The sequence below is a fragment of the Rhodanobacteraceae bacterium genome, assembly GCA_024234055.1.
GTDB lineage: Bacteria > Pseudomonadota > Gammaproteobacteria > Xanthomonadales > SZUA-5 > JADKFD01.
The window spans coordinates 243,992-266,408 of sequence record JACKOW010000006.1; the positions used below are offsets into that span (position 1 = coordinate 243,992).

16 protein-coding genes are annotated in these 22,417 nt (G+C 66.2%); 6 read left to right on the forward strand and 10 right to left on the reverse strand.

Going from position 1 to position 22,417, the window contains the following annotated elements; translation table 11 throughout:
* Window positions 1-8: 8 nt before the first annotated feature.
* From H7A19_12740 to H7A19_12765, 6 genes are all read right to left on the reverse strand, one after another.
* A complete protein-coding gene (locus H7A19_12740) occupies window positions 9-1,007 on the reverse strand; it encodes a hypothetical protein (GenBank protein MCP5475693.1) in 999 nt (332 codons plus the stop codon).
* A complete protein-coding gene (locus tag H7A19_12745; GenBank protein ID MCP5475694.1) occupies window positions 1,004-2,116 on the reverse strand; it encodes a UDP-N-acetylglucosamine 2-epimerase in 1,113 nt (370 codons plus the stop codon). Before H7A19_12745 ends, H7A19_12740 begins: the two co-directional genes overlap by 4 nt.
* Before the next feature lie 104 nt (window positions 2,117-2,220).
* On the reverse strand, window positions 2,221-2,481 hold the full coding sequence (locus tag H7A19_12750) for a YcgL domain-containing protein (protein MCP5475695.1): 261 nt from the start codon (window positions 2,479-2,481) through the stop codon (window positions 2,221-2,223).
* Between the two features lie 15 nt (window positions 2,482-2,496).
* Complete coding sequence (locus H7A19_12755) at window positions 2,497-2,823, reverse strand: lipid-A-disaccharide synthase N-terminal domain-containing protein (GenBank protein ID MCP5475696.1); 327 nt, start codon at window positions 2,821-2,823, stop codon at window positions 2,497-2,499.
* 4 nt (window positions 2,824-2,827) lie between these two features.
* The gene (locus H7A19_12760; GenBank protein MCP5475697.1) at window positions 2,828-3,559 is read right to left on the reverse strand and encodes a glycosyltransferase family 2 protein; all 732 of its coding nucleotides are present in this window, start codon (window positions 3,557-3,559) and stop codon (window positions 2,828-2,830) included.
* A gap of 96 nt (window positions 3,560-3,655) precedes the next feature.
* The gene (locus H7A19_12765; GenBank protein MCP5475698.1) at window positions 3,656-4,636 is read right to left on the reverse strand and encodes an NAD-dependent epimerase/dehydratase family protein; all 981 of its coding nucleotides are present in this window, start codon (window positions 4,634-4,636) and stop codon (window positions 3,656-3,658) included.
* A gap of 159 nt (window positions 4,637-4,795) precedes the next feature.
* Here H7A19_12765 and H7A19_12770 point away from each other — a divergent pair, with 159 nt between their 5' ends.
* The 3 genes from H7A19_12770 to H7A19_12780 all read left to right on the forward strand — a co-directional run bounded on the left by H7A19_12770 (window position 4,796) and on the right by H7A19_12780 (window position 11,174).
* Window positions 4,796-6,895: a tetratricopeptide repeat protein gene (locus tag H7A19_12770; protein ID MCP5475699.1), complete on the forward strand. Its 2,100-nt coding sequence runs from the start codon at window positions 4,796-4,798 to the stop codon at window positions 6,893-6,895.
* Window positions 6,896-8,798: 1,903 nt separating this feature from the next.
* Window positions 8,799-9,941 (forward strand): slipin family protein, encoded by a 1,143-nt coding sequence (locus H7A19_12775; GenBank protein ID MCP5475700.1) that lies wholly within the window; start codon window positions 8,799-8,801, stop codon window positions 9,939-9,941.
* Between the two features lie 495 nt (window positions 9,942-10,436).
* Window positions 10,437-11,174 carry a trypsin-like peptidase domain-containing protein gene (locus tag H7A19_12780; GenBank protein MCP5475701.1) on the forward strand — a complete coding sequence of 246 codons (738 nt, stop codon included), beginning with the start codon at window positions 10,437-10,439 and terminating at the stop codon, window positions 11,172-11,174.
* Window positions 11,175-11,338: 164 nt separating this feature from the next.
* Here H7A19_12780 and H7A19_12785 read toward each other — a convergent pair whose 3' ends face one another.
* Both H7A19_12785 and H7A19_12790 read right to left on the reverse strand, forming a co-directional pair.
* A complete protein-coding gene (locus H7A19_12785; GenBank protein ID MCP5475702.1) occupies window positions 11,339-11,914 on the reverse strand; it encodes a nuclear transport factor 2 family protein in 576 nt (191 codons plus the stop codon).
* A gap of 206 nt (window positions 11,915-12,120) precedes the next feature.
* Complete coding sequence (locus tag H7A19_12790; protein MCP5475703.1) at window positions 12,121-13,665, reverse strand: amidohydrolase family protein; 1,545 nt, start codon at window positions 13,663-13,665, stop codon at window positions 12,121-12,123.
* 92 nt (window positions 13,666-13,757) lie between these two features.
* Here H7A19_12790 and H7A19_12795 point away from each other — a divergent pair, with 92 nt between their 5' ends.
* Both H7A19_12795 and H7A19_12800 read left to right on the forward strand, forming a co-directional pair.
* Window positions 13,758-14,798: a helix-turn-helix transcriptional regulator gene (locus tag H7A19_12795; protein ID MCP5475704.1), complete on the forward strand. Its 1,041-nt coding sequence runs from the start codon at window positions 13,758-13,760 to the stop codon at window positions 14,796-14,798.
* Between the two features lie 345 nt (window positions 14,799-15,143).
* Entirely contained in the window at window positions 15,144-16,574 is a 1,431-nt protein-coding gene (locus tag H7A19_12800; protein ID MCP5475705.1) for a serine hydrolase, read from the forward strand.
* A gap of 314 nt (window positions 16,575-16,888) precedes the next feature.
* Here H7A19_12800 and H7A19_12805 read toward each other — a convergent pair whose 3' ends face one another.
* Window positions 16,889-19,822: a hypothetical protein gene (locus H7A19_12805; GenBank protein ID MCP5475706.1), complete on the reverse strand. Its 2,934-nt coding sequence runs from the start codon at window positions 19,820-19,822 to the stop codon at window positions 16,889-16,891.
* Between the two features lie 11 nt (window positions 19,823-19,833).
* Window positions 19,834-20,832, reverse strand: a complete 999-nt coding sequence (locus H7A19_12810; protein MCP5475707.1) for a hypothetical protein — start codon at window positions 20,830-20,832, stop codon at window positions 19,834-19,836.
* A gap of 229 nt (window positions 20,833-21,061) precedes the next feature.
* On the opposite strand from H7A19_12810, the gene H7A19_12815 reads away from it, so the two are divergent.
* Window positions 21,062-22,417: flavodoxin domain-containing protein (locus tag H7A19_12815; GenBank protein MCP5475708.1), on the forward strand; the 1,356-nt coding region annotated here is incomplete at its 3' end.

Sequence of the window (22,417 nt, forward strand, 5' to 3'; positions counted from 1 at the left end):
GACTCGGACTACACCAGCAGGATCGTGTCGCCAGCATTGCCCAGCCACAGGCCCAGTGCCTGCTCGCAGAACAAGGCGGCCCAGCTCGGTCGGGTGCCGCTGGCGGATTCGGCAAAGGGCAGACGTCCGCGCGCATCCACACGCGCGGCGAGTTCGCCGGCCAGCGCCGACCACTCCGGGTCGGCCCTGTCTGCCAGACCCAGCACGCAGGCCAGCCGCAGCAGCTGCGCCAGCACATCGCTGCGGCGAGGGCCGCCACCGATCTGTTCGCGCACGCGGGCGACGCCGCCGTGGGCTCGCAGCAACTCGCCGAAGGCCTGCTGCGCTTCGACCACCAAGCCAAGCTCGTGCAGGCCTTCGATGGCGTAGAGCTGCGGGTGCGCCTCGCGGTGCGGCTGTTCCAGCGCCGCCCTGATCCAGTCCGGCCGGGCAAGCGCACAGGCATCGGCCAGGACCCCGTCAGCCCTCTGGACCCGGGCGCAGACCTTGAGCAGGAAAGGACCGCCCTGACTGGACCAGCGCTGGCCCAGCGCACCACTGGCAGCGAGTACTCGGCCATCGACCACAAAGGACTGGGCGCGTTCCCAGGCCAGCTGCGCCAGACCGATGGCATCGGCCGAATGCCGCGCGCGTCCCCAGCGCTGGAGGCCATCCCACAGCATCACGTGGTCAAACAGATAACTGGCATCGGCATAGTCGGCGCTGACATCGCCGCGGTGCGCCGCCACCCGCGTCGGCCAGCCCTGGTTCTGCGCGTACTGCCGGATCAGCCAGGTCAGCACGCTGTTGCCGCTGCGGTCTCCGACATCGGCGCGGTTGCTGGCCCAGCGCAGCCAGTAGCCGGCAATTTCGGGATAGCCGTAAAGCACCTGCTGACGCTGATCGAAGGCGCCGACCACGCCGCGCGGCCAGTGCAGATCATGGCCGGGTCCTGTCAGGTCCTCACGCAGGCGCACCAGTGCCGCCTTGATCTGCAGTTCGGGGTCGACGGCGGTTCGAAAGTTCATGCGCTCTGCAGCTGTGGCTGGGTGACGGACCGGTTCGGGCGCAGACCCAAGCAGGCGTGGATGGCAGCGGCGGCTCTGGCGCCGGCGCGGCCATCGCCGTAGGGACTGTCCACGGAGAGCGGCCAGGCTGCGGGCCAGCGGCCTTGGTCGAGTGCGCGCTCGATGACGCCGTCCAGATCACCGACTGCCCGCGGATCCAGCCAGCGGGCATGCCCGGACTCCAGGGATTCGGGGCGTTCGCTGCGTCGTCGATACAGCAGCAGCGGCACCCCCAGATAGGGCAGCTCCTCGGCGGCGCCGCCGGAATCACTGAGCACACCGCGGGCCGATTGGGCCAGCGCCAGCCACTGTTCGCGGTTCTGCGGCGGCAGGCGCTTGAGTCCGTGGTTGGGCCCGAGCGCCTGCGACCAGCGCTGTTCCCAGCTGCGATTGGGATGCGCGCAGACGCCAATCCGCCAGCCGCTGCGGGCCAGCGCGCGCAGTCCCAGCGCCAGTCGATCGAGCGCGCGCCCGGCGTTCTCGCGACGATGCACGTCCACCAGCAGATGGTAGCTGTCGCTGGCCGGAGGCAGCGGCCTGACGCGCAGGCCATCCACGGCCGTGCTGCCGACGACGTGTATCTGTGCGCCCGCCACGCCCTCGCAGCGCAGTTGCGCGGCAGCCCGGGTACTGGGCGCCAGGTGCCAGCGGGCCAGTCGCGAGATCAGCCGGCGATAGGCTTCTTCGGGAAAGGGTGAGCGCAGATCGCCGCTGCGCAGGCCGGCTTCCAGGTGGATCAGCGGCAGCCCGAGCTGCTGTGCCGCCCGCGCTCCGGCGTAAGCGCTGACCGTGTCGCCCTGTACCAGTACGGCTTGCGGCCGGTGCTGCAACATGCACGCGAGCAGATGCTCGATCAGGGTCTGCTCCAGCTGCCGGCGGCGCAACGGATGCGCCGGTGGCGGCAGTTCATGCCAGGGCAAGTGCAGGCACTCCGGGGGCTTGTTGCCCTGCTGGCCGGTCCAGCACCAGATCGCGGGCAGGGTCAGGGCTTCGGCCAGCGGCAGCAGTTTCAACGCCTCGGGTCGAGTGCCGGCAACAATCAGCAGCGGAGTCGAGTGGCTGAGTGGCACGGTCGCGTTGCTTCCGGACGAGACGGCGATGGACCGAGCATAGGCGGGCCAAGTTCCCTTCCGTTACAGGCGTCGCACAGGCGCTTCAGCTGGCAGTCAAGCGCTCAGGCCGTCGGGTCCACCGGATGGATGCTGCTGGCCGGCGGAAACTGCACGTGGAAGCCGATGCTGGCGATGTTGGCGCAGACCAGGCGGGCGTCTTCACGGGCCAGCTTGCGCTCCGGGCTGAGCTCGAAACGCAGCACTTCCTCCAGCGCGCCGAGGCCCTGGCTCAAGGCTGCCGGCAGTTTGCCCAGCGCTTCCGGCTCGGCTACGTAAACGTAGGTGTCGGGCCGGCGCGAGCTCTTGTAGACAATGCACAACATGCTCGATCGGTCCTCCTAGTGGCTGGCCTTGTCCCGGTTCCAGCCGCGGTGGCGGATGTCCAGGTACAGGCTGTAGACGGCGGTGAAGGAGGGAAACAGGTTCTGCAGCACGCCGACGGCATCCTGTTTCGACGAGAACAGGAAATAGCTCAGTGCCATCAGGCTGCCGAGCACGCTCATGTACCAGAAGGCGCGCGGAATCACCGGCTTGCCGGCGCGCCTGGAAGCGATGAACTGCACCACCCAGCGGCCGCCGAACATGGCCGCACCGGTCAGTCCGATCAGCTTCCACCAGGTCATGTGCAAGCCGGTCCATTGCAGCCACAGCAGTTCCTCATTCATCGAACTACTCCAGCTCGTCGACCGCAGTGATCTTGCTGCGCTGGATCAGCCAGGCCACGCCGCGCAGATCCTTGAGTCCCACCCAGGCCCGGCCCAGATTGCCGTACTTGGATCTGCCGGCGGTACGTTCGCGATGGTTCACCGGCACGCTAACGCTCTGCCAGCCAGCGCGCTTGACCAGGGCCGGCAGATAGCGATGCATGTGATCGAAATAAGGCAGATCCAGGAACACTTCACGCTCGAACAGCTTCAGCCCGCAGCCGGTGTCCGGGGTCTCGTCCCGCAACAGGCGCGAGCGGATGGCGTTGGCGAATTTCGACGCCCAGCGCTTGCTGCCGCTGTCCTTGCGCTGCACTCGCCAGCCGGCATAGAGCTTGACCCTGGCGTCGCCGGCATCGCGGGCCGCGAGCAGCCTGGGGATATCGGCCGGGTCGTTCTGGCCATCGCCATCGAGCGTGGCAATCCAGCGACCCCGCGCCGCCTTGACCCCGGTACGTACGGCCTTGCTCTGGCCACTCTGGCTGCGGTGATGCAGCACCCGCAGGTGCGAATGCGCGGGTTTCAGCGCCCGCAGCACGGCCAGCGTGTCATCGCGGCTGTGATCGTCGACGAACAGCGCTTCCCAATCGAGCGCCAGCGGGCCGAGCGCGGCCTCGATTTCCAGCAGCAGCGGCGTGACGTTGTCGCGTTCGTTGTGCACTGGAACGACAACCGAGAGATCGAGAGTGGAATCCATGAAGAAGGTCCGCAATCAGGAGCAGGTGTGGATCAAGGCGAAGCCCTGGGCTTCGGCGATGCGGCCGGCCGCGCTGGCGCCGCGGCAGTACGTGGGCTATGGCTCTGGCCAGGCATAGTTGCGACACCACTCGACCAACACCGGCACGCCGGCTTCGATGGAGGTCTGCGGCTGGTAGCCGAAGGCTGCCCGGGCAGCGCCGATATCGGCAAAGGTCTCGAGCATGTCGCCGCTTTGCATGTCCTTGTAGAGGCGCTCGGCGGGCTGACCGGCAGCCTCTTCGATCAGCTCGATGAAGCGCATCAAGTCCACCGGTTCGCCGCGCCCGAGGTTGAACACCCGGTAGGGCGCGGCGCCATCGACAGCAGCCGGTGGCGCGTCCAGGGCGCCGATCACGCCGGCGACGATGTCGTTGACATGGGTGAAGTCGCGCTTCATCTGGCCATGGTTGAACACCTGGATCGGCTTGCCGGCGAGGATCGCCCGGGTGAACAGCAACGGCGCCATGTCCGGCCGGCCCCAGGGCCCGTAGACCGTGAAGAAGCGCAGGGCGGTGATCGGAATGCGGTACAGATGGGCGTAACTGTGTGCCATCAGCTCGTTGGCGCCCTTGGTCGCGGCGTACAGCGACAGCGGCCGGTCGATGCGGGCGTCCTCGCGGAAGGGCTGCACCGGATTCTGGCCATACAGGCTGGAGGTGCTGGCGCAGACCAGATGCTGCACCTGATGCTGCCGACAGGCCTCGAGGATTTCCAGGAAACCCACGAGGTTGCTGTGCACATAGGGTCGCGGTGCCTCGATCGAGTAACGCACGCCGGCTTGCGCCGCCAGATGCACCACCCGGGTGGGCGCGTGCTCGCGCCAGATCCGCTCCAGCAGGCCCTGGTCGGCAACATCACCCTCGATCATCTCGAAGCTGCTGCCGGCGCCCAGCGCCCGGGCGCGATCGCGCTTCAGCGCCACCGGGTAGTAGTCGTTGAAGCTGTCGAGGCCCAGCACGCGCTCGCCGCGCGCCGACAAGGCCTTGGCGACATAGGCGCCAATGAAGCCGGCGGCACCGGTGACAAGCACGGTCATGGACACTGCAACTCAAGCACGAAGGGGCGCAAATCGTAGCGGAAAGCACCTGAGCCATCCAGCAAAGGCGACCGGTCGTGTCAGGCGCTGCTATTCTCAGCGGTCAACCCTTTGCGCAGTCACGCGCCGGTCGCCCAGGCGACAGCGCCAGAGGCACCCATGCAAGATATTCGCGAGTTGATCCAGAACGGCCAGATCGAGCAGGCCGACCACATGTTGCGCGACCGCCTGAACGACAACCCGGACGATCCCGAAGCGCTCAACATGTACGGTGTGGTGCTGTCGCGCAAGGGCGACCTGCTCGGCGCCCGCAGTCACTTCAAGCGGGCGCTGGAAGCGGCGCCGGACGAACCCAGCTACATGGTCAACTACGGCCTGTTGCTGGCGCAGCAGGGCGATTCGCTGCGCGCCGCCGAGTTCCTGCAGCGCGCCGCCGCGCTCGATCCCAACTGGTCGCGCGGTCATGCCCAGCTTGGCGAACTGGCGCTGGCATCCGGGCAGATCGACGAGGCCGAACAGCGCTTCAAGACCGCTCTGCGAGCCGATCCCGACGACGCCCATGCCAAGGTCGGCCTGGCCCAGATCTGCCAGGTGCGCGGCGATACCGACAAGGCTCTGGCGCTGGCACAGGAGGCCATCGCCGATCTGCCCAAGGACGCCCGCGCACAATCGGTGCTCGGGACCATCCTGCTGGCCAAGGGTCACACCGCCTTTGCCCGTCAGGCGCTGGACAATGCGCTGGCGCTGGAGCCGAAGAACCGCCGCATCCAGCGCATGGCCGCGCGCGCCCGACTGGCCGACAACGACGCCCCGGCGGCGATGGCCCTGGCGCGAAAGCTGGTCGAGTTCGATGCCGAAGACCTGCCCATGCTGGCCGAACTGTGTGATCAGTCGCTGGGCAAGCAGCTGTACGCCGAACTCATCGAACTGCTCGACCGGGTTCTGGTGCGGGTACCGCACGAGCCCCGATTGATCCACGCCGCGGCCGAGGCTCGGGCTCGCTCGGGCCGCATCGACGACGCCATCTCGCTGCTCGGTGCCTATGCCACCGCCGAGGCCCATCCGTCGATCTGGGCCCATCGTCTTGGCCTTCTGGCACAACGCAATCGCTTTGATGAAGCCTTCGAGCTGGCCCAGGCCTGGGTGGCAGCGCAGCCCCAGCACGCCGATGCCCACGCCGAGCTGGCCACTGGCGCCGAACTTCGCGGTGACAGCACGCTGGCTCGCAAGTCCGCCGAGCGCGCCCTGGCGCTGGATGCGAAGCAGCCCAAGGCGCTGATGCTGGCCGCAGGCTATGAAGTCAAGAACGGCAAGCCTGGCCCGCACTGCGCGGCACTCGCCGCCCTCGATATCGGCGATCTCAACGCCGCTGCCAAGGCCACGCGCGGCTTCGTACTGGGCATGGCCGCGGACCGCCAGGGCGATTCCGACGCGGCCGTCCGACACTGGCTGCAGGTTCACGCGCAGATGCCGCGCCAGCGCATGCCGGCTCTGGCCGACCCGCTCGGCCCGCCGCGCGAGTTGCCGATGCCCCTGGCCCAGGCGCCGGGGCGCCCGGTGGTGTTCGTGCCGCAAATACCGGGCAGCGGCGCCGAAGCCCTGATCAAGGCGCTGATGCAGGGCAAGGCGATCACCGTGCTCAGCGACCGCCTGAGTGCCGCCGGGCGCCACGACGGTCTGGCCGCCGATCAGCGTTCGCAGATCGAGCAGGGTCTGGGCGAGAGCACCCTGCAGCTGTTCCGACGCCGTTACTGGCGCGCCTTCGATCGGCTCAAGCTGCCTGCAGGGCGTCCGGTGCTGGATGTCCTGCCCTCACTCGAATGGGTGCAGTACGCAGCCCTGTCCGGCGCGCTGCCGCAGGCGCGAGTGCTGGCCTTCGTGCGCGATCCGCGCGATGTGCTGCTGCACTGGCTGGCATTCGGCACTTCGCCGGCCCGGCCGATTCCGCAGCCGGAACTGGCGGCCAATTATCTGTTGCGGCAGTACCAGCATCTGGACCGCATGCGTTCCTCCGCCGGTCTGGCCGTCACGGTGATCCGCGGTGAAGACTTCGACGCCGATCCGAACGCGCTGCGAGAGCGCCTTGGCCAGGTCTTGGGCGTGAGCGCGGACTCGCTGCAACTGGAGGCCCCGCGCAAGCCGGTGCTGGCCGGTCTGCCGGATCGGTTGGAGAGCGGTCGCTGGCGCCAGTATGCAGCCCCGCTGGGCAAGGCCTTCCGCTTGCTGGCACCGGCGGCTCGCAGTTTCGACTACGGCTGAGAAGCCGGGCTGCGGGGCACGGGGCACGGGGCACGGGGCACGGGGAGATGCGAGGGCCCTTGTGGGTCCGGACTGGTCTGGAAGCTCTTGTTTCGGGTTGCTGGTAGTCGGTTGTCGGTTGTCGGTTGTCGGTTGTCGGTGCTGGCGCAAAAGGGCAGCGCGCTGGTTCCGATCTGGCGTCATTGCTAGCCACCTGTATCGGCCCGACACTGCCCACGGGCCATGATCCCGGTGTCGTAGGTCATGTTGTCCGCGTCAGCGGACTACGTGACATCGAGTTGCGTCACGTAGCTCGCTACGCGAGCAACGTGACCTACAACAGCAAATCAACGACTTACGATATGGGTTCATGGAGAGCCACCTGTTTCGGCCTGAAACTGCCCACGGGCCATGAACCCCGGCAGGTACGACGCGGCGATGAGGAGGGATGCGCGCCTGCGCGGCCGCATTTGATCTCCGCTCAGCGCAAAGCGGCACCGCAGCGCGGCGCTAGCGCTTGCATATCGTCGAAAGCCTGGCGAAGCCTCCCGAGCTGCTCCCTACCGATTAATACCGACCAGCGGTATTAATCGGGTGCTTGACATTCTGTTTTTCGTCGCGATAATGCGCAGGCATCGGCCCAGTGGTCCGACCATAACCCTCACGCAGAAGGATCTATCGATGTTGCATTCAACCCGCCACGGTTTTGCCGGAAGCCGCATTGGTGCGGATCTGGCGCCGCGTGCACCACTGAATTCGCATTTGGCGCGCTAGCCCTCGATAGTTCGGGGGCTGCGCTGGCAGCCTCCGAGTCGCTTCAAGCCTGAAGCCCTCGGTGGTCACCACCGGGGGCTTCTTGCATTTGGGGTTTGCGCGGCAGAAGGCCTTCGCTGTTGTGGGTCCAGACTTGTCTGGACGCACTTCGCGCGGCGACGCACTCCACGAATCTGGAGCGCGCTTCCGGATTGCTTGCCCTGGATCAAGTGCAGGGTGGCAATGACGCCAGGATGGCCAGGTTCGGGTGGCTCCAATAATCGGGCGATTATCGTCGCTCAGCAATAAAGGCCCGGGCGCGGGAAGGGATTATCACGCCCGGAATAATCGGTTTATTGAGAATCTCGATAAACCCATAGATCCACCAGCACGGACGTGTGCTGCAGCGATAGCGGGTTGGCCGGAAACGGCGCCCGCCTGGTCTGGCGGTCGCTGACCTGTCCAGGTACCGCAGCAGCGTCGGCGAGTGGAGGTCCTGGCCGTCAGCTCGGAGGTCGAGCGGTGGAAACACAGGCGACGGTTCGATTCCGTCACGGCCCTGCCGGGTTGAAAAGCCCACACGTAGCTCAGTCAGGTAGAGCAGATCACTGTTAATGATCGGGTCGCGGGTTCGACTCCCGCCGTATGCCTTGAACAGGCTCGTTGCAGGACCCCGCCGAGGGGGCAATCTCGGCAGCCGCGCCGTCGCGAGACGGTGCAACCGCGGGCTCCAGCGCCCAAGCGTAGCGATCTGCCGTGCCGGACAGGGCGGTGGGGGACGAAGCTGAAAGCGCAGCGCAGGGCTGGCCTGAGTGGCCGGCACCGGGCGCATGACGAGCGGGCGTCGATGATCGGATTCTCTCCCGCGAGCCCTCTCGCGCCCCCGAATCCGGTGCTTGCCGCCCGTCTCGCATGCGCACCACCGACCACCCGTCGGCCCTGCGTGGAGTCAACGGTCCTATTTCGGGCTTTGGTAGAGCGGAGCTCGCTCCGCTGCTCTGGCCGGGCTTGTGGGCTTTGCCTGGATGCAGAGCCGCAAACCCTGCCGAGCAAGCTCGGCACTACCGGAGCCTCGTACGCCGGTGCGTATGTGGAATCGCAATTGACGACAAGGATTCGCGCGTGGTGCGCGAGTGGCAAGGCAGCAGGACGCTGCCAAGGAGTGTGTGTGATGTGGATCAAGCGATATGTCATTGCCGACAACCAGCGCGCCATCGAGATGCTCGATGGACGATTCCAGGGCGTGCTCGGCCCGGGCCGCTACTGGCGCTTCGGCGCGCCGGCCCGTCGTGAGCTGCGTCTGGACAATCTCGATCGGGCTGAAGTGGCCATCAACGGCATCGACAGCCTGATCCGCACGCACCGTGCCGCCATCGAAGCCGAGGTCATGGAAGTCGATCTGGGCAAGCGCGAGCTGGGTCTGGTCTACCAGCGCGGCAAGTTGATGCGGGTGCTGGCGCCGGGTACGCGGCAGTTCTACTGGCGTGCCGCCGAAGCTGTCGACGTCGTGCGGGTCGACCTGGCAGCGACCGCGGCCATCGACGCCCAGCTGTTGCTGCAATTGCGGGCGCCGGGCAGCGCTGAACTGGTCAAGGAAGTCCAGGCGGCCGCAGTCGTGGTTGAAGTGGCGCCGGACAGCGTCGGACTGGTGACTATCGACGGCGTGATGCAGGCGCCGTTGACGGCCGGTGTCTACGGCTACTGGCGTTACGGCCGCAATCTGCGCGCGGAACTGGTCGATACCCGACTGGCCGAGCTGGACGTGGCCGGTCAGGAGATCCTGACCCGCGACAAGGTCAGCCTGCGGGTGAACCTGGTGGCTGTGTACCGCGTCAGCGATCCGGTGCTGGCGCGCAGCAAGGTGGCCGATGTGCGGGCCTATGCCTATCGCGAGCTGCAGTTCGGCTTGCGTCAGGTGATCGGTACCCGTCCGCTGGATGCATTGCTGGCCGACAAGGGCAGCGTCGACAGCGGCGTCTCGGAATACGCCCGGGCCAAGCTCGCCGATGTCGGCGTCAGCCTGGTCAGCGTGGGGGTCAAGGATCTGATCCTGCCGGGTGAGATGAAGGCCATCCTCAACCAGGTGGTCGAGGCGGAAAAGCAGGCGCAGGCCAATCTGGTCAAGCGTCGTGAGGAAACGGCGGCCACGCGCAGCCTGCTCAACACGGCGAAGATCCTGGAGGAAAGCCCGCTGTTGATGCGTCTGAAGGAGCTGGAAGCGCTGGAGAAGATCACCGACAAGGTTGGTCAGCTGACCGTGGTCGGCGGCTTCGACAGCGTCATGAAGGGTCTGCTGCCGTCAGCAGCCCGATAGGGCGTCGCCAAGGGGCGACGCCGGAAGGAACCCGCCCGCGCAGCTGCGCGGGCGGGATGTGCCCATCAGCGCTCTGGCTTCCCGGAGCCCCAGCCCCGCTGGGATCGCCGATTCGCACTCGAACGCAGTTCCTGGCGCCCCTGCCATCAGTTGGGTCGCCCGAATTGGAACTCCACCCGACGACCGGACTCTGATCTTCGCCTGTCGCGACTCGCGCGGCAGTGCTTCTAGCCCGCATTTCTCACGCCTGTTGCGGAAGATCGCGCAGGGCTTTGCGCCCATCGCAAGGCGCGACGACGAGGAATGGTGGTTCCATTGCGAGGAGGAGCAACGCTGCGATGGGCGCAAAGAACCAGCGAGGGCCGCAAAGCGGGCGAATGCTGATGTAAGCGCCCTGACTGCGTCCAGATCTGGAATCCCGCGCCCATCAAGATATCAGGGCATTCGCCCGCGCAGGTGTGAGAAATGCAGGCTAAGACACAGGAAACCACCACCATGAAAACCACACGCCTGCTGACGGCCGTGTTGCTTGCGATCGGCCCCTGGATGGCCCACGCCGCGCCGGCAAAGTCCGAATTGATTTCGGGCGTCAATGATGTCCAGTTCGCCTCGGCGAGCGAACAGCCCTTTCTCGGTAGCGGCTTCGTGATTGAGCACGAGGGCCGCTACTTCGGTGTCACCGCAAAGCATGTGCTGCTGATGCGCAACGGCGGGCCGCCAGCGACGACCGATGTGGCCGGCGAACTTGGCCATTGGAATCTGCGCGATCCGCGTAGCCGCGAGACCCTTGCATTCGGGCCGCTGCTCAATGGCGATCCCGCCGAAGCCGTCACGCCTGATGTGCTCAAGCTCGACACTCTGCTGTTCGAGCTCAAGAATCCCGGCCCGTTCAAGGCCCTGCATCTGGCGGCTGCCGAGCCCAAGGCCGGTGACACGCTGCGCGCGATCGGATGTTCCTACGCCACCGAAGCCAGCTGCGCCCAGGATCAGTACGCGGGCAAGTTCATCGAGCGGCAGGGATCCAATCTGTTGATCGACCTTGGCGAGCAATCGCTGGAACAGATGTTCGGTCTGTCGGGCGCGCCGGTGCTCAATTCGGCCGGAGAAGTGGTGGGCATCGTTTCCAACGTGCTGCCCGATGCCAAAGGCACGCCGCGCTTTGCACCCGTCGACATCGTCTATCTGCGCACCTTGTTGAACACGGTGGCTTCAGAGGCATCCGAGCCGGGCTAAGCGCTTTGTCCGCAGGGCGTACGCAGCTTGCAGAAAGGTCTGGCAAGTCCTGGGCGGACTTGTCCAGGCCTGAACTCGCAGGCGGCGAGCCACCGCTTCCTTTCCGTGGACGCACCTGACAGGTGCTTGATTCTCCGCGTAGCTGACGTCGGGCGGGTAGCGAGTTACTCCGCCCGCCTGGCGTCCGTTCCAATGGTCGCTTGCAGCGCCGGCGTGGGCACCGGCGCATCGGCGGCGGGACCCTGGTACAGGGTTGTGTAGCTGGTGCGAAACAGCAGCCAAGCGCCATGCTCGCGCTTGGCCAGACTCACGAAGCGCCCGACAAATGCGCTGCCATCATTGAAGTCTTCGCGCAGCACATAGCGCGACAGCGCCAGATCCCCGAACACTTCGATGCTCAGGGGCGCCATGTGCGTCGCGACCGCATGGCCACCACCGGCGTGCCAGCGCTGCACATCACTCAGAAAGGCTGCACGGTCGCGGGCGACACCGCCATCGCCCCAATTGCTGTAGTCCGCATGGAACAAGTCGGCATAGGCATCGAAGCCCTTTTCCGCGAGCACCCGGGCAACACCCTCTTCCAGCTGCCGAATCGCAGCACGATCCTGCTCCGCGGCGGGATCGGCCAGCGCGGCCTGGCCAAGCAGCATGGCTGCCGCCAGAACCGGAAGGCCGATCCAGCGCCTGAAGGAGCCCGGAAAAGCGCTACGTTCCTGCCTGCCATCACCCATTCGATTCATGTTCGTTCCTTTGCCGTGTTTCGCGCAGCCCGGGCGGCGGGCGACGTTGGCATGGCGCCCAAGGTTCGACAATGGGCTATCGGTCATGACTGCAGCAGGCAACAGGCCCGCGAGGCCAGGGTCATTCCCAGGCGAGCGAGCGTCGGCGCGAATCCGGACCTCGTGGCCTGAAAGACCGGCCAGCGCGGTTTCGCAAAAGCTGCCGTTCAGCAGGCTCGCTTGCGCCCGGACTGGTGCCCCGGTGCAGCGCAGGCATCGGCGGCCAAGGTTTCCCGCTTGATCACTCGGCCACCGAGAATCACCTGGTCGATGTGGTCGAAGGCCTGGACCGAGGCCAAGGGGTCGGCGCTGAGCAGCAGGAGGTCGGCGCGCTTGCCCACTTCGATGCTGCCCAGTTCCCCGTCCAGTCCAATACTGCGGGCGTTGTCCAGGGTGGCGGCGAGCAGGGCTTCGTGCGGTGAGAGTCCGGCGTCCTGAAGGAACTGCAGCTCCAGCAGCCCGTTCAAGCCCGGCGGGTTGGTGTAGGTGGGGCTGGAGGGTGTGTCGCTGCCGAGCAGCAGGCGGCCGCCCTGCGCGTGCAGGTACCGCACCACCAGCTGCAATCGGTCCAGTGCCACCTGGCTGGTCTGGCGGGGATCGCCGTTCGCTTCGGCCCCCAGGAATTGCTGCACGAGTTCCGTGCGCTGGAGATTCTGCTCCATCTTGCGCCGGAACCACTGCGCGTCCTCGCTGCGATAGAAGTCCAGCAGGGCTGCCGGTACCGCCTTGCGCAACCGGGGATCGTCGAGAAAGGCCGGATCGAAGAGGCGCAATTCTGCGCCCAGCACCTGGCTGGTCGGCTGGATGGCGATGCCGGCAGCGATCAACTCATCCAGCAGCTTCGCGATTGCCGGTGGCAGCTTCCGCTCTGCATTGTGCGCATCCCAGTGCCACAGGCCGTGGGCAAGCACGTCGACTCGGGCCGCCAGTCCTTGCCGGTAACCGGCCAGGCTGTTGGCATGGTGCACATGGCGGCGCCCGCGCGCCTTCGCTGCCTGGTGGACGTCCGCGATCAGGGCATCCGAAGGCACTGGCCAATCCCACAAGCCGGCGAAGCCGGTTTCGAAGTAGGTCTTCACGCAGATGGCCGGCGTGCGCGCGACCTTGGCCAGCACGGCGTCGGGCGTGTGCTCTTCGGGTTCATAGCCTTCCGGCATGGATTCGCGTTGCGCCGGATCATCGAGCAGATAGGGGGTGCGATTGCGCACCGATTCGGGCAGGAAGGCCTCGCCGTAGCCACCCGGGAAGGGCAGCGACTTGCAGTAGGACAGGCCTGGCGCCAAGGGCAATGCCCGCCACTGGCGAATGAAGTCCTCGCTCTCGTTGAGATCGACGAGGTGGGTGAAGCCGAAATACAGGTAGCTGCGCGGCTCCTGGGCCAGAAAGGCCGCACGCAGCTCCGGATGAGCCTGGGCCTGATCCTCGCGCAGCCCGGCGTCACTGCCCAGATGCACATGGCTGTCGATCAAGCCGGGCGTCAGCCAACGGCCGCGCGCGTCCAGCGTCTGGTCAAAGCGACCCCGCGGCCGCGATTGGCGGATCTCCGCAATCCGGCCATCGCGCACCAGCACGTGGGCGTGAACCAGCGGCGCGGCGCGCTCGGGAGAGACCAGAATGACGTCACTGATCAGAAGGCTGTGGGCGTAGAGCGGGGCATTGCAGGCGAGCATTGCCGCAAGAAGCAACTTTGCCGGCAGGTTCGGGCGTGGCATGTTTGGTCTCCGAGGACGGGGGCGGCCAGTTTGTCCAGCCCCGTCTGCGGCCGCGACCTGAATCCTGTTTGAGGACCTCGGAGATTTTCTGCATGCAGGCGCTGAGCACATGGGTGAGCTTTGGCGCGGCGCTGGTGGCGATCATGCTCGCGGGGCATTTGCTGCTCTCGCGGCAGCGCGGCGGCGGATTGGGATTACTGCTGCTGTGCCTGCTGGCGGTGCAGGCGGGCTCTCTGGGGCTGCAGCTGCTGCGCCCCGGCATGTTCCCGCCGGCCTGGCGGGCCATCTCTGGTGCCGCCTTGCCGGGGCTGCTTTTCCTGCTGTTCGAGCGAGCCGACACCCGCTGGCGGCCGCTGGACGCTCTGCACCTGGTCCCGCCCGCGATCATCGCCGCGCTGGTGGCCTGGCCCGCGTCCGGCAGCTGGCTGGACGCCGCGCTGCTGCTGCTGATGCTGGGCTATGCACTGGCCCTGCTCAGCCGCGATCGCCGGGATCTGGGACAATCCCTGCGCCGTCAGGCACGCCTGTTGGCTGCGGCCAGCTTGCTCGCTCTGGTGCTGGTCGATGGTCTGATTGGCTGGTCACTGGCCCACGGTGATCGCCTGACGGAGTCGCCCTGGCTACCTTTTGGGGCGCTGGCGCTGCTCGCCCCGGGCATGCTGCTGTTTGTCTGGGCCTGGCGCGATCCGGAGTGGCTCGGCCGCTTGCGCGAGACCCTGTCGGCGGTCCCGGATGGCTCCACCGAGCCACTAGCCGAGGCCTCGATCAGCGATCCGGCCGCGTCCGCAGACGCCATCGCCCTGTGCCAGCAACTGGAACAACTGCTGCGCGCAGAGCGTGCCCATGCCGAGTTTGGCATCAGCCTGGCCAAACTTGCTCGGCGCTTGCGGGTACCGGCTCGCCAGCTGTCAGTGGCGGTCAACCAGGTGCACGGCCGAGGCATGCGCACCCTGCTCAACGACTGGAAAGTGGCTGACGCCGCTGCCCAGTTGCGCGACCCCGAGCTTCGGGACAAACCGATCACCGAGGTGATGTTCGATGCTGGTTTTCAGACCAAATCGAATTTCAACAAGGAGTTCGCGCTCCGGCACGCGATGTCGCCGAGTGCCTACAGGGCCAGTTTCGATCGCTGAGCTGGTTGCGCGCAACGGCCCTCTGGCGGGCAACCTTGCTCAGGCTGTCCGCGAGTGCGCGATCGGTGAGTGTCCGGACATGTCCGCGATCGGTTCGAACTCGATGGAAAGCCTGATTTGGCCTGAGAAGAGGGTTTTTCCGGCGAGTTTCGCAACTGGCATCCAAATTGCAACCGGCATCTGGATGCCGCGCCTGGGTGCGAGAAGCACGGACAGGCGCGCTGGCCTGCGCGCCTATCGCCTGTCCTCTGGCTCTCACGCCCGGACTTGCCACGCGTGTTGCACCGGTCGGGTGCCAGGACACGCATCGTTCTCCCGAGCAATTGCCGAACAGGTCAAAAGACAATGAGGTTTCTGATCAAGATCGCGGGGCTGACCCTGCTCTGTGCAGCGCGAATGGTCGTCGCAGGGGACGCTTCAAGCGTCTACAACGAGGCCTTCCAGAAACTCCATGAGCGCGGTCAGTTCAATGGGGCAGTACTGATCGAAAAGGATGGAAAGGTCTTGCTGGACACCGAGTTGGGTGTCTCCGATGCATTCGACCAGACGCCGCTGACCCGGAACAGTCTCTACCGGCTGGCATCGGTGTCGAAGACCCTGACAGCCACGGCGCTGCTGACACTGGTCGAGAAAGGGAAGATCTCACTGGATGACCCGGTCCAGAAGTTCCTGCCCGAATTCCCCTATGAAAAGCCAACCGTGCGGCATCTGCTGGAGCACAGCAGCGGCCTGCCCGAGTACATCTTTGGCCTGGACTACGCGCCCGCCACGGGCGGAGCGCTGACCAATCGCGACCTCCTGACATGGCTCGCGGAGCAGAAGCCGCCGTTGGCCTTCGAGCCGGGCGAGGGTTGGGACTACTGCAACACCGGCTATGCCTTGATTCCCCTGATCATCGAGCAGGTCTCCGGGACCGACTACCCGGCATTCCTGCGCAAGGCCGTGTTGCGCAAGAGCGGCATGCGCAATACCTATCACATCTCGGAACTTGACCCGCAACGGCGCCGCCGGGTGGCACAAGGCCATGGCTTTGACTACGCCTCCGCCAGCGATCTGCGCGTCGACCAGCACCCGGTACTGTCAGCAGAGTTCCAGGCTGACCAGGTTTATGGCGCAGGCGACATCTACTCCACGACCCGGGATTTGCTGGCCTTCGACCATGCACTGCGGGCCGGGAAAGTCATCGGTGCAAAGATTCAGAAGCAGGCCTATACCTCGCTGATGCTCCCCGAGGGCTTCCCTGCCGGATACGGGCTCGGCTGGCAGGTGGCAGAGACCGACTACACCGGACGAATCATCCATCACCACGGCCAGGGCGATGGCTACCGAACCCGCTTCTACCGATTCCTCGACAAGGGCATCACTATCGTCATTCTGCAGAATGCCCGGGAGCTGTACGCTGATGCGGCGCTCAGAGTCGCCCAGGAATTGGCATTCAAGGGCCACTACACGCTGCCAGTGCCTTCGCTGGCCGAGGCTTTGAGCCTGACGCTGCACCAGGATGGCCTGCAGGCGGCGCTGGCGCAGATGGATGGCGCTCGCTCGAACGCAAAGGCGTGGTCGCTGGTCTCGCGAGACCTCAACAATCTCGCCCTGACCTACTGGTTCGCCGGCGACAGACCCTCCGCTCTGGCGCTGATGAAAGGCTACTTGCAACTCTTCCCCGAGGACCCGGCTGTCTATCTGGCTCTGGCCGAGGCTCTGGGTGAGGACGGCCAGACCGAGGCCGCACGTGAATACCGGCGCGAAGCGGAGGAAATCGCCCACAAGCCGTGACCGGGCGGCAGCCGCGATAGCCGAGGCCGCAGGGCTCGCCGTGAAGGACACAGATCTCCGCCATCAAGTGGAACTTCGCCAGCCATCGCAGCACCGGGAGCTTCGCGCTGGCCCTGCGCAAGGTTGTTGCGCCGCGCAATGACAGCGCCATCGCAGACCCGTCATCGAAGGACGCCGAGCAGAAGCCCGCGGGCCGGAAGGACGGGGCCGGTGAGCTTCGCCGCCATCATCAGGCTTGCGTGGTCGGCGGGTTCCAGTGCGGCAGGCAAAAAAAAACCCGCCCGCGCGACTGCGCGGGCGGGCGGGGTTACTGCTTACTGACAGCCCTGCACGGCGATGTTATCGATCGCCCAGCCATTGGGCGCAGCGCCGGTGGTGTTGCTGTCGGCCGTGGAGCGGAAGCGCAGCTGCACGCTCTGACCGGCAAAGCCATCGAGCAGGAAGTAGCTACGCACCGAAGCCCCAGGTGTCGGCTGGCGACACCAGGCCTGGCTGCCCTGGGCCGGGTTGCCGGAAGACAACACGCCCGGATAGGCGTCGGCCAGATTCCGCGCATTGCCCAGCGGGGCAAAGCTGGCGCCGCCGTTGGTGCTGATCTCGACAAAGCCGCCATCCCAGCAGTCGGTGGTCCCGTCTGTCTCGTAGGCATGGAAGGCGTCAAAGCCGAGCACGATCGGCGACTGGCTGATGGCCGGCAGCACGATGGTCGGGCTGGTCAGGCGCTGATCGGCGGTGGTGGCCGAGTTGCGGGCATACCAGGCTCGGGTGCCGATGCCGGTACCCGCTGGCGGCGTGGTCTTGGTCCACAGGGCCGCTGCGTCGCCGCTGATGTTGGTCACCACCCAGGCCGTGCCATCGCCGCTGACGTCGTCACTGAACACGGTATTGGCCGTGGTGCCGCTGGGGCAGGTGCCCGGCGCGCCGGTGGTGAAGGAGCGCGATGCGGAGCTCAGGCCCACGCCACAGGCGTTCACGCCGCGCACGCGCCAGTGGTAGGTCTGGCCGACATTGAGCAACACGCCGCTGGAGTAGGACGTACCGCTGCTGGTGCCGCTGTCGACGATGTTGGTGAAAGCGGCATCCGTGGCAATGTCGATCTCGTAGCTGGTGGCACCGGCCGAGGCCGCCCACTGCAGCGTCGGCCGCACCACCACATTGGTGGCGGCATTACCGGGCAGGCTCAGCGTCGGTGCTGCCGACAGGGATGCGGAGACATCCAGGCCGAGCTGGCGCGTGCGCGTCAGTGCGCCCGAGGTGCCGCTCAGGGTCACGGTGTAGGAACCCGGGGCAATGCCGCTGGCGCCATTGAGCGTCCAGTTGGCGACGCCACCGGCCGGCAGCGAATTCGGCGAGAAGCTGGCGGTCACGCCACCCGGCAAGCCCGTGGCACTCAGGGTCACGTTCGCGGGCAGCGTGCCGTAGGCACCGACACGTACCAGCGTTGGCTGGTCACCATTGGCACCGCAAGCCTGGATGCGCGACTGTGGCTGCGTTTCCAGTTCGAAATCGGGCTGGCCGCAGCTCGGGAACTTGTACTTGGCGATGCGAGTGTTCCAACTGGACGTCGCCGTCACCGGGTAATACTCGTTGGTGAACCAGAAGGTGCACTGGTCGACCGGATCCACGCCCATGGTGGCGTAATCGCCCCAGCGGGCACGGCCTGAGAAGGTACCGGTCTGGGCGCCCGTATTCGGCGGCGTTGCCGTGACCTCGTTACGCATGGTTCCGGCCGGATCGTTGCGCTCGCGGCCGGTCAGGCGAACCTCCGGGTTGATCGCTGCACTGGAAGCGTTGTAACCCAGACCGATATTGCCATTGGCGTCGATGTTGATGCCGCTCATCCAGCGACTGGTCTGGTCCGGGGCAAAAGTGCCCTGATCCACCAGACGCTTGGCCAGCTTGATCGGGCCGTTGCCGCCTTCGATGGACGGCGGCGCCGCCCCCTCAAAGCCGTCGGCAAAGAGGTCTACCAGCGGCGGCGTGAAGGGCTGCGGGTCGGACAAGCCGAACTCCACCCAACGCGCGCCGGCCTGATCGTTGCCCACATTCACGGCATGGCTGATGACGGCCTTGGCCTCGCTCGGGCCGTTCGGGCCGAAAGCGCGGATCGCAGCCAGATACATCAGATTGCCGCCGAAATCGTCCAGGCGCTGGGTGGAGCTCAACTGCGGGATGCCGTTCAGGCCCAGGGCGTAGGAGTTGCTGCCGACAAAGGTTGGCGTATCGGTGAAAGTTGTGCTGCCCGTGGGGGTGCTCCAATCCACGCACATATCCCAAAGACGATAGCCCGTGCCAGTGGCGGAGTAGTGTACGAACACCGGACAGGCGCCGTCCGGCAGCGGATTGACGCCCTCCAGATGCATCGGCAGCGCACCGAAGGCATTGATGCCGGCGACGCGGATGAACTTGGCGCTCTGACCCGAAAGGATCTTGTCACGCTCGACCAGCGCGAAGGAGGTACCCAGGAATCCGCGCGGATTGCCGCCGAACTCGTGCATGGTGAACAGATAGGCGTTCTGGCTGCCGTCGTTGGTCACCCACACACCCATCTTGCCGTAGTCATTGAACTCCGGGTATTGGAAGGCGTAGCGGTTGTAGGTGCCGAGTGGATCGGCCGTGGTCGATACCGCCACGCACTGAAAGAAGGGCGCAGTCGTGGAGCTCGTGAAAGCGAACTGGCTGACTACCCAGCGTTGGGCGATATCGTCGAACAGCACCAGCGGATCGCCGTTGTTGGTGGTCTGGCAAAGTCCGCCAAACCCGCTGAAGAAGCTGCTGCCGGCCGTGGGGCCTGAAACGCGGGCACCCGTGGTCTTGTCGAACAGAGCCCAGCTGGTGTTCACCCACTGAAAATAATGGTTGGGGCCGGCGTCACCAGTGGTGTCCGGCGGCACACCGCCGCCACCGACCGCCAGGCTCAATCCATTGACCGCCAGCGTCGGCGCCGGAGTCGCCAACCCATTGGGCGAGCGCTGCGCCGGCATGACTTCACCCGGGCCAAAATCCAGTGCCGGGTAGAGATCGGAGAATCCACGGATCTCATTCGGGATCACGTTGTCGCTGGGATCGACCATCCGCGCCGGACCCATCTCGGCAATGATGTCGCGCATGGGTCGTGAGACGTCACGATGGACTTCGCGCGCCGAGTAGACGGAGCCACCCTGGGTGGGCGCTCCGGGCGGGATGGCCCACAGCGGGCTCGTGATCAGGGCGCAGGTTGCGCCCAGTAGCCAACGGCTGCAACTCATGGATAACTCCTTCACTGGGTGTGGTCGGCCGCCGTCATCGGCAGGCGTTGTCGGTGCTGCTTCAGAAAATCTCGAGTGACTGCCGGCAGCAGCGAGCGCGACAGGGTACGGTCCAACGCTTCGCGTTCCTGTTCCGGCGATTGCGCGCGCAGGATCAGGGCGGCGGCTTCGGCAATGGCCGGTACGCCGGCCAGCCATGGTTCGACAACGCGGGACTCCACCGCGTCTGGATGGGCTGCCAGGATCTGCAGCACGCTGTAGCTGAGTTGATCCTCGCCGACGGCGCTGTCGTATCGAGGCGCGGTCTGGCCCAGAATCCGGGCGGCGTCCTCGATGTACCAGTTCTCGCCCAGCAGCGGGCTGCGATCAAAGGCGGTTTGCAGCAAGCGCGCCCGGGCCGTCGCCGGCGACTGTGGCGCCAGCACGAACTGTCTGACCAGCGCCAACTCCTCGGCGCTGTACGGCGACAGTCGCTGCAGACGCAGGGCCAGTTCGCCCGACCAGAGGTCCTGCCATTGCGGGTCGTGCGCCTGCAGGCCGGCAAACACCTGCTGGCGATAGTCGGCCGCGGCGGCGCGTTCGAGCGGATCGCCCAGCAATCCCTCGCGCCATTCGGGGGTGTCGCGGAACAGAGAGAGATTGACTCCCTCGAAGGACATCAGCCGCGCCCGCTCGGGTACGCGCAAGACCTTGCGTGGTTTCAGTGGCGCCGGTTCGAGATCGGTGTACAGCGCCAGGTAGCCCTCGCCCGGCGCGATCTGCGAGAGCCAGACCCGATCGACCAGCAGTTGCAGCTCGCCGCTGGCGTCGCCGCGCAGGGCCTCGGATACCGCAAGAATGATTGCCGGCGGTTCGGCCTGCACGCGCACGATGTTGCCGGCGACAAGTCCAAAATTGGGATTGGCCATGGCCAGCCAGGGCGGCTGCACTTGTGCCGCCATCGATGCATTCGACATTGCCAGCCAGATCAGAATGGCCGGAACCGCAGCGAAGATACGAAACACTTTCAAGCACCAACTCCCGATCGGTAGTCGTGCGCCCGACTACGTCGCCATCGGGATCACCCCGACAGGGCGCGCATCTTAGGCTCCTGCCGACGAAACGGCAATGCAGGCACGATCCAGATCACCGAATCTTGCCCTGCCGGACGCGGACTATCGATATGCCCTGAGGTCATTTTCCGTGACGGTATCGACTGGTTAAGGTGCACCCCACACCAGTCCAGACGTCTATACCGCCGTGACTCAGCACAGCCCAGCCCTTGCCCAGACACCAGCGCCGCTGTCGCCGCAGCAGCTGGACACGCTGAATCAGTTGCTGGCGGGCAGCAGCGAAGCAGCGCTGTGGTGGATTGCCGGCTACGCCGCAGGACAGGCTGCGCAGCGTTCACCGGTGGCCCCGAAACCCGTGGCGACCGCAGGGAAGCGCCTGACGGTGGCCTATGGCAGCCAGACCGGCAACGCCAAGGCCGCGGCCAGCGCGCTGGCGCAACAGGCCGAGGCCCAGGGTCTGGCTGTGCGCCTGATCAATCTGGCTGATTACAGCCTGGCCGAACTCGGGCGCGAGCAGTTTCTGGCCATCGCCATCAGCACCCAGGGCGACGGCGATCCTCCCGACGACGCCCGCATCTTCCTGAAGCAACTGGCCAGCGCGCGCGCGCCGAAGCTCACCGATCTGCGCTACACGGTGTTGGCGCTGGGTGATTCCAGTTATGCCAAGTTCTGCGAGATCGGGCGGCTGCTGGATCAGCGTCTGGCTGAGCTGGGCGGGCAGGCGCTGAGCGCGCGGGCCGACGCCGACCTCGACATCGAGCAAGTGGCCGCCCCATGGCGCGCCAGCACCGTCGAAGCGGCGGTCGAGGCCATCGGCAAATCGGCGGCCACCGTGACGCTGCTGCGTCCGGCGGTGGCGCCGGTGACCCATGCTGCCAGCAGGTCCCAGGCCGTGGTGCTGGCCAATCAGCGCCTGACCGCGCGTGACAGCGAACTCGATGTGCGCCATGTCGAGCTCGGCTTCGTCGGCCCGGCGCTGCGCTACGAGCCCGGCGATTCGCTGCAGGTGCGGGTGAACAATCCAACGGTGCTGATCGACGAGTTTCTGGCGCGCAGCGGACTCGACGGCGAGGTCAAGGTCGAGCGCGGAGATCGCCGCCACAGCCTGCGCGAATGGCTGCACTCCGAGCGCGAACTGACGCGCCTCAGCCTGCCGCTGTTGAATGCGATCCTCGCTGCCCATCCCGAGCACCCGCTGCGCGAGCGCGGCGCGGCGCTGCTGGAGACCCATCAGGTGCCGGATCTGCTGGCCGCTGGACGCATTGATTGGGACGCGGCGCGCTGGGTCGCCGAACTGGCGCCGCTGAAGGCGCGTGCCTATTCGATTGCCTCCAGCCAGGCCAGCGTCGGCGATGAGGTGCACCTGACCGTGGCGGTGCGTCGCGACGAGGTCGCCGGCATCGAGCGTCTGGGTCTGGCATCGGGGCACTTGGCGGCGCTGGCCGAAGGCGCCGAGATCGAGGTGAGTGTCGAGGCCAATCCACGCTTTCGTCTGCCCGCGGACCCGGGCCGCGATCTGATCATGATCGGCCCCGGCACCGGC

Excerpts from the sequence above, each read along its gene's own strand:
- H7A19_12785 (MCP5475702.1), bottom strand. The coding sequence starts at position 11,914 with ATGAATCGAATGGGTGATGGCAGGCAGGAACGTAGCGCTTTTCCGGGC.
- H7A19_12755 (MCP5475696.1), bottom strand. The coding sequence starts at position 2,823 with ATGAATGAGGAACTGCTGTGGCTGCAATGGACCGGCTTGCACATGACC.
- H7A19_12780 (MCP5475701.1), top strand. The coding sequence starts at position 10,437 with ATGAAAACCACACGCCTGCTGACGGCCGTGTTGCTTGCGATCGGCCCC.
- H7A19_12740 (MCP5475693.1), bottom strand. The coding sequence starts at position 1,007 with ATGAACTTTCGAACCGCCGTCGACCCCGAACTGCAGATCAAGGCGGCA.
- H7A19_12800 (MCP5475705.1), top strand. The coding sequence starts at position 15,144 with ATGAGGTTTCTGATCAAGATCGCGGGGCTGACCCTGCTCTGTGCAGCG.
- H7A19_12770 (MCP5475699.1), top strand. The coding sequence starts at position 4,796 with ATGCAAGATATTCGCGAGTTGATCCAGAACGGCCAGATCGAGCAGGCC.
- H7A19_12775 (MCP5475700.1), top strand. The coding sequence starts at position 8,799 with ATGTGGATCAAGCGATATGTCATTGCCGACAACCAGCGCGCCATCGAG.
- H7A19_12765 (MCP5475698.1), bottom strand. The coding sequence starts at position 4,636 with ATGACCGTGCTTGTCACCGGTGCCGCCGGCTTCATTGGCGCCTATGTC.
- H7A19_12795 (MCP5475704.1), top strand. The coding sequence starts at position 13,758 with ATGCAGGCGCTGAGCACATGGGTGAGCTTTGGCGCGGCGCTGGTGGCG.
- H7A19_12750 (MCP5475695.1), bottom strand. The coding sequence starts at position 2,481 with ATGTTGTGCATTGTCTACAAGAGCTCGCGCCGGCCCGACACCTACGTT.
- H7A19_12790 (MCP5475703.1), bottom strand. The coding sequence starts at position 13,665 with ATGCCACGCCCGAACCTGCCGGCAAAGTTGCTTCTTGCGGCAATGCTC.
- H7A19_12805 (MCP5475706.1), bottom strand. The coding sequence starts at position 19,822 with ATGAGTTGCAGCCGTTGGCTACTGGGCGCAACCTGCGCCCTGATCACG.
- H7A19_12760 (MCP5475697.1), bottom strand. The coding sequence starts at position 3,559 with ATGGATTCCACTCTCGATCTCTCGGTTGTCGTTCCAGTGCACAACGAA.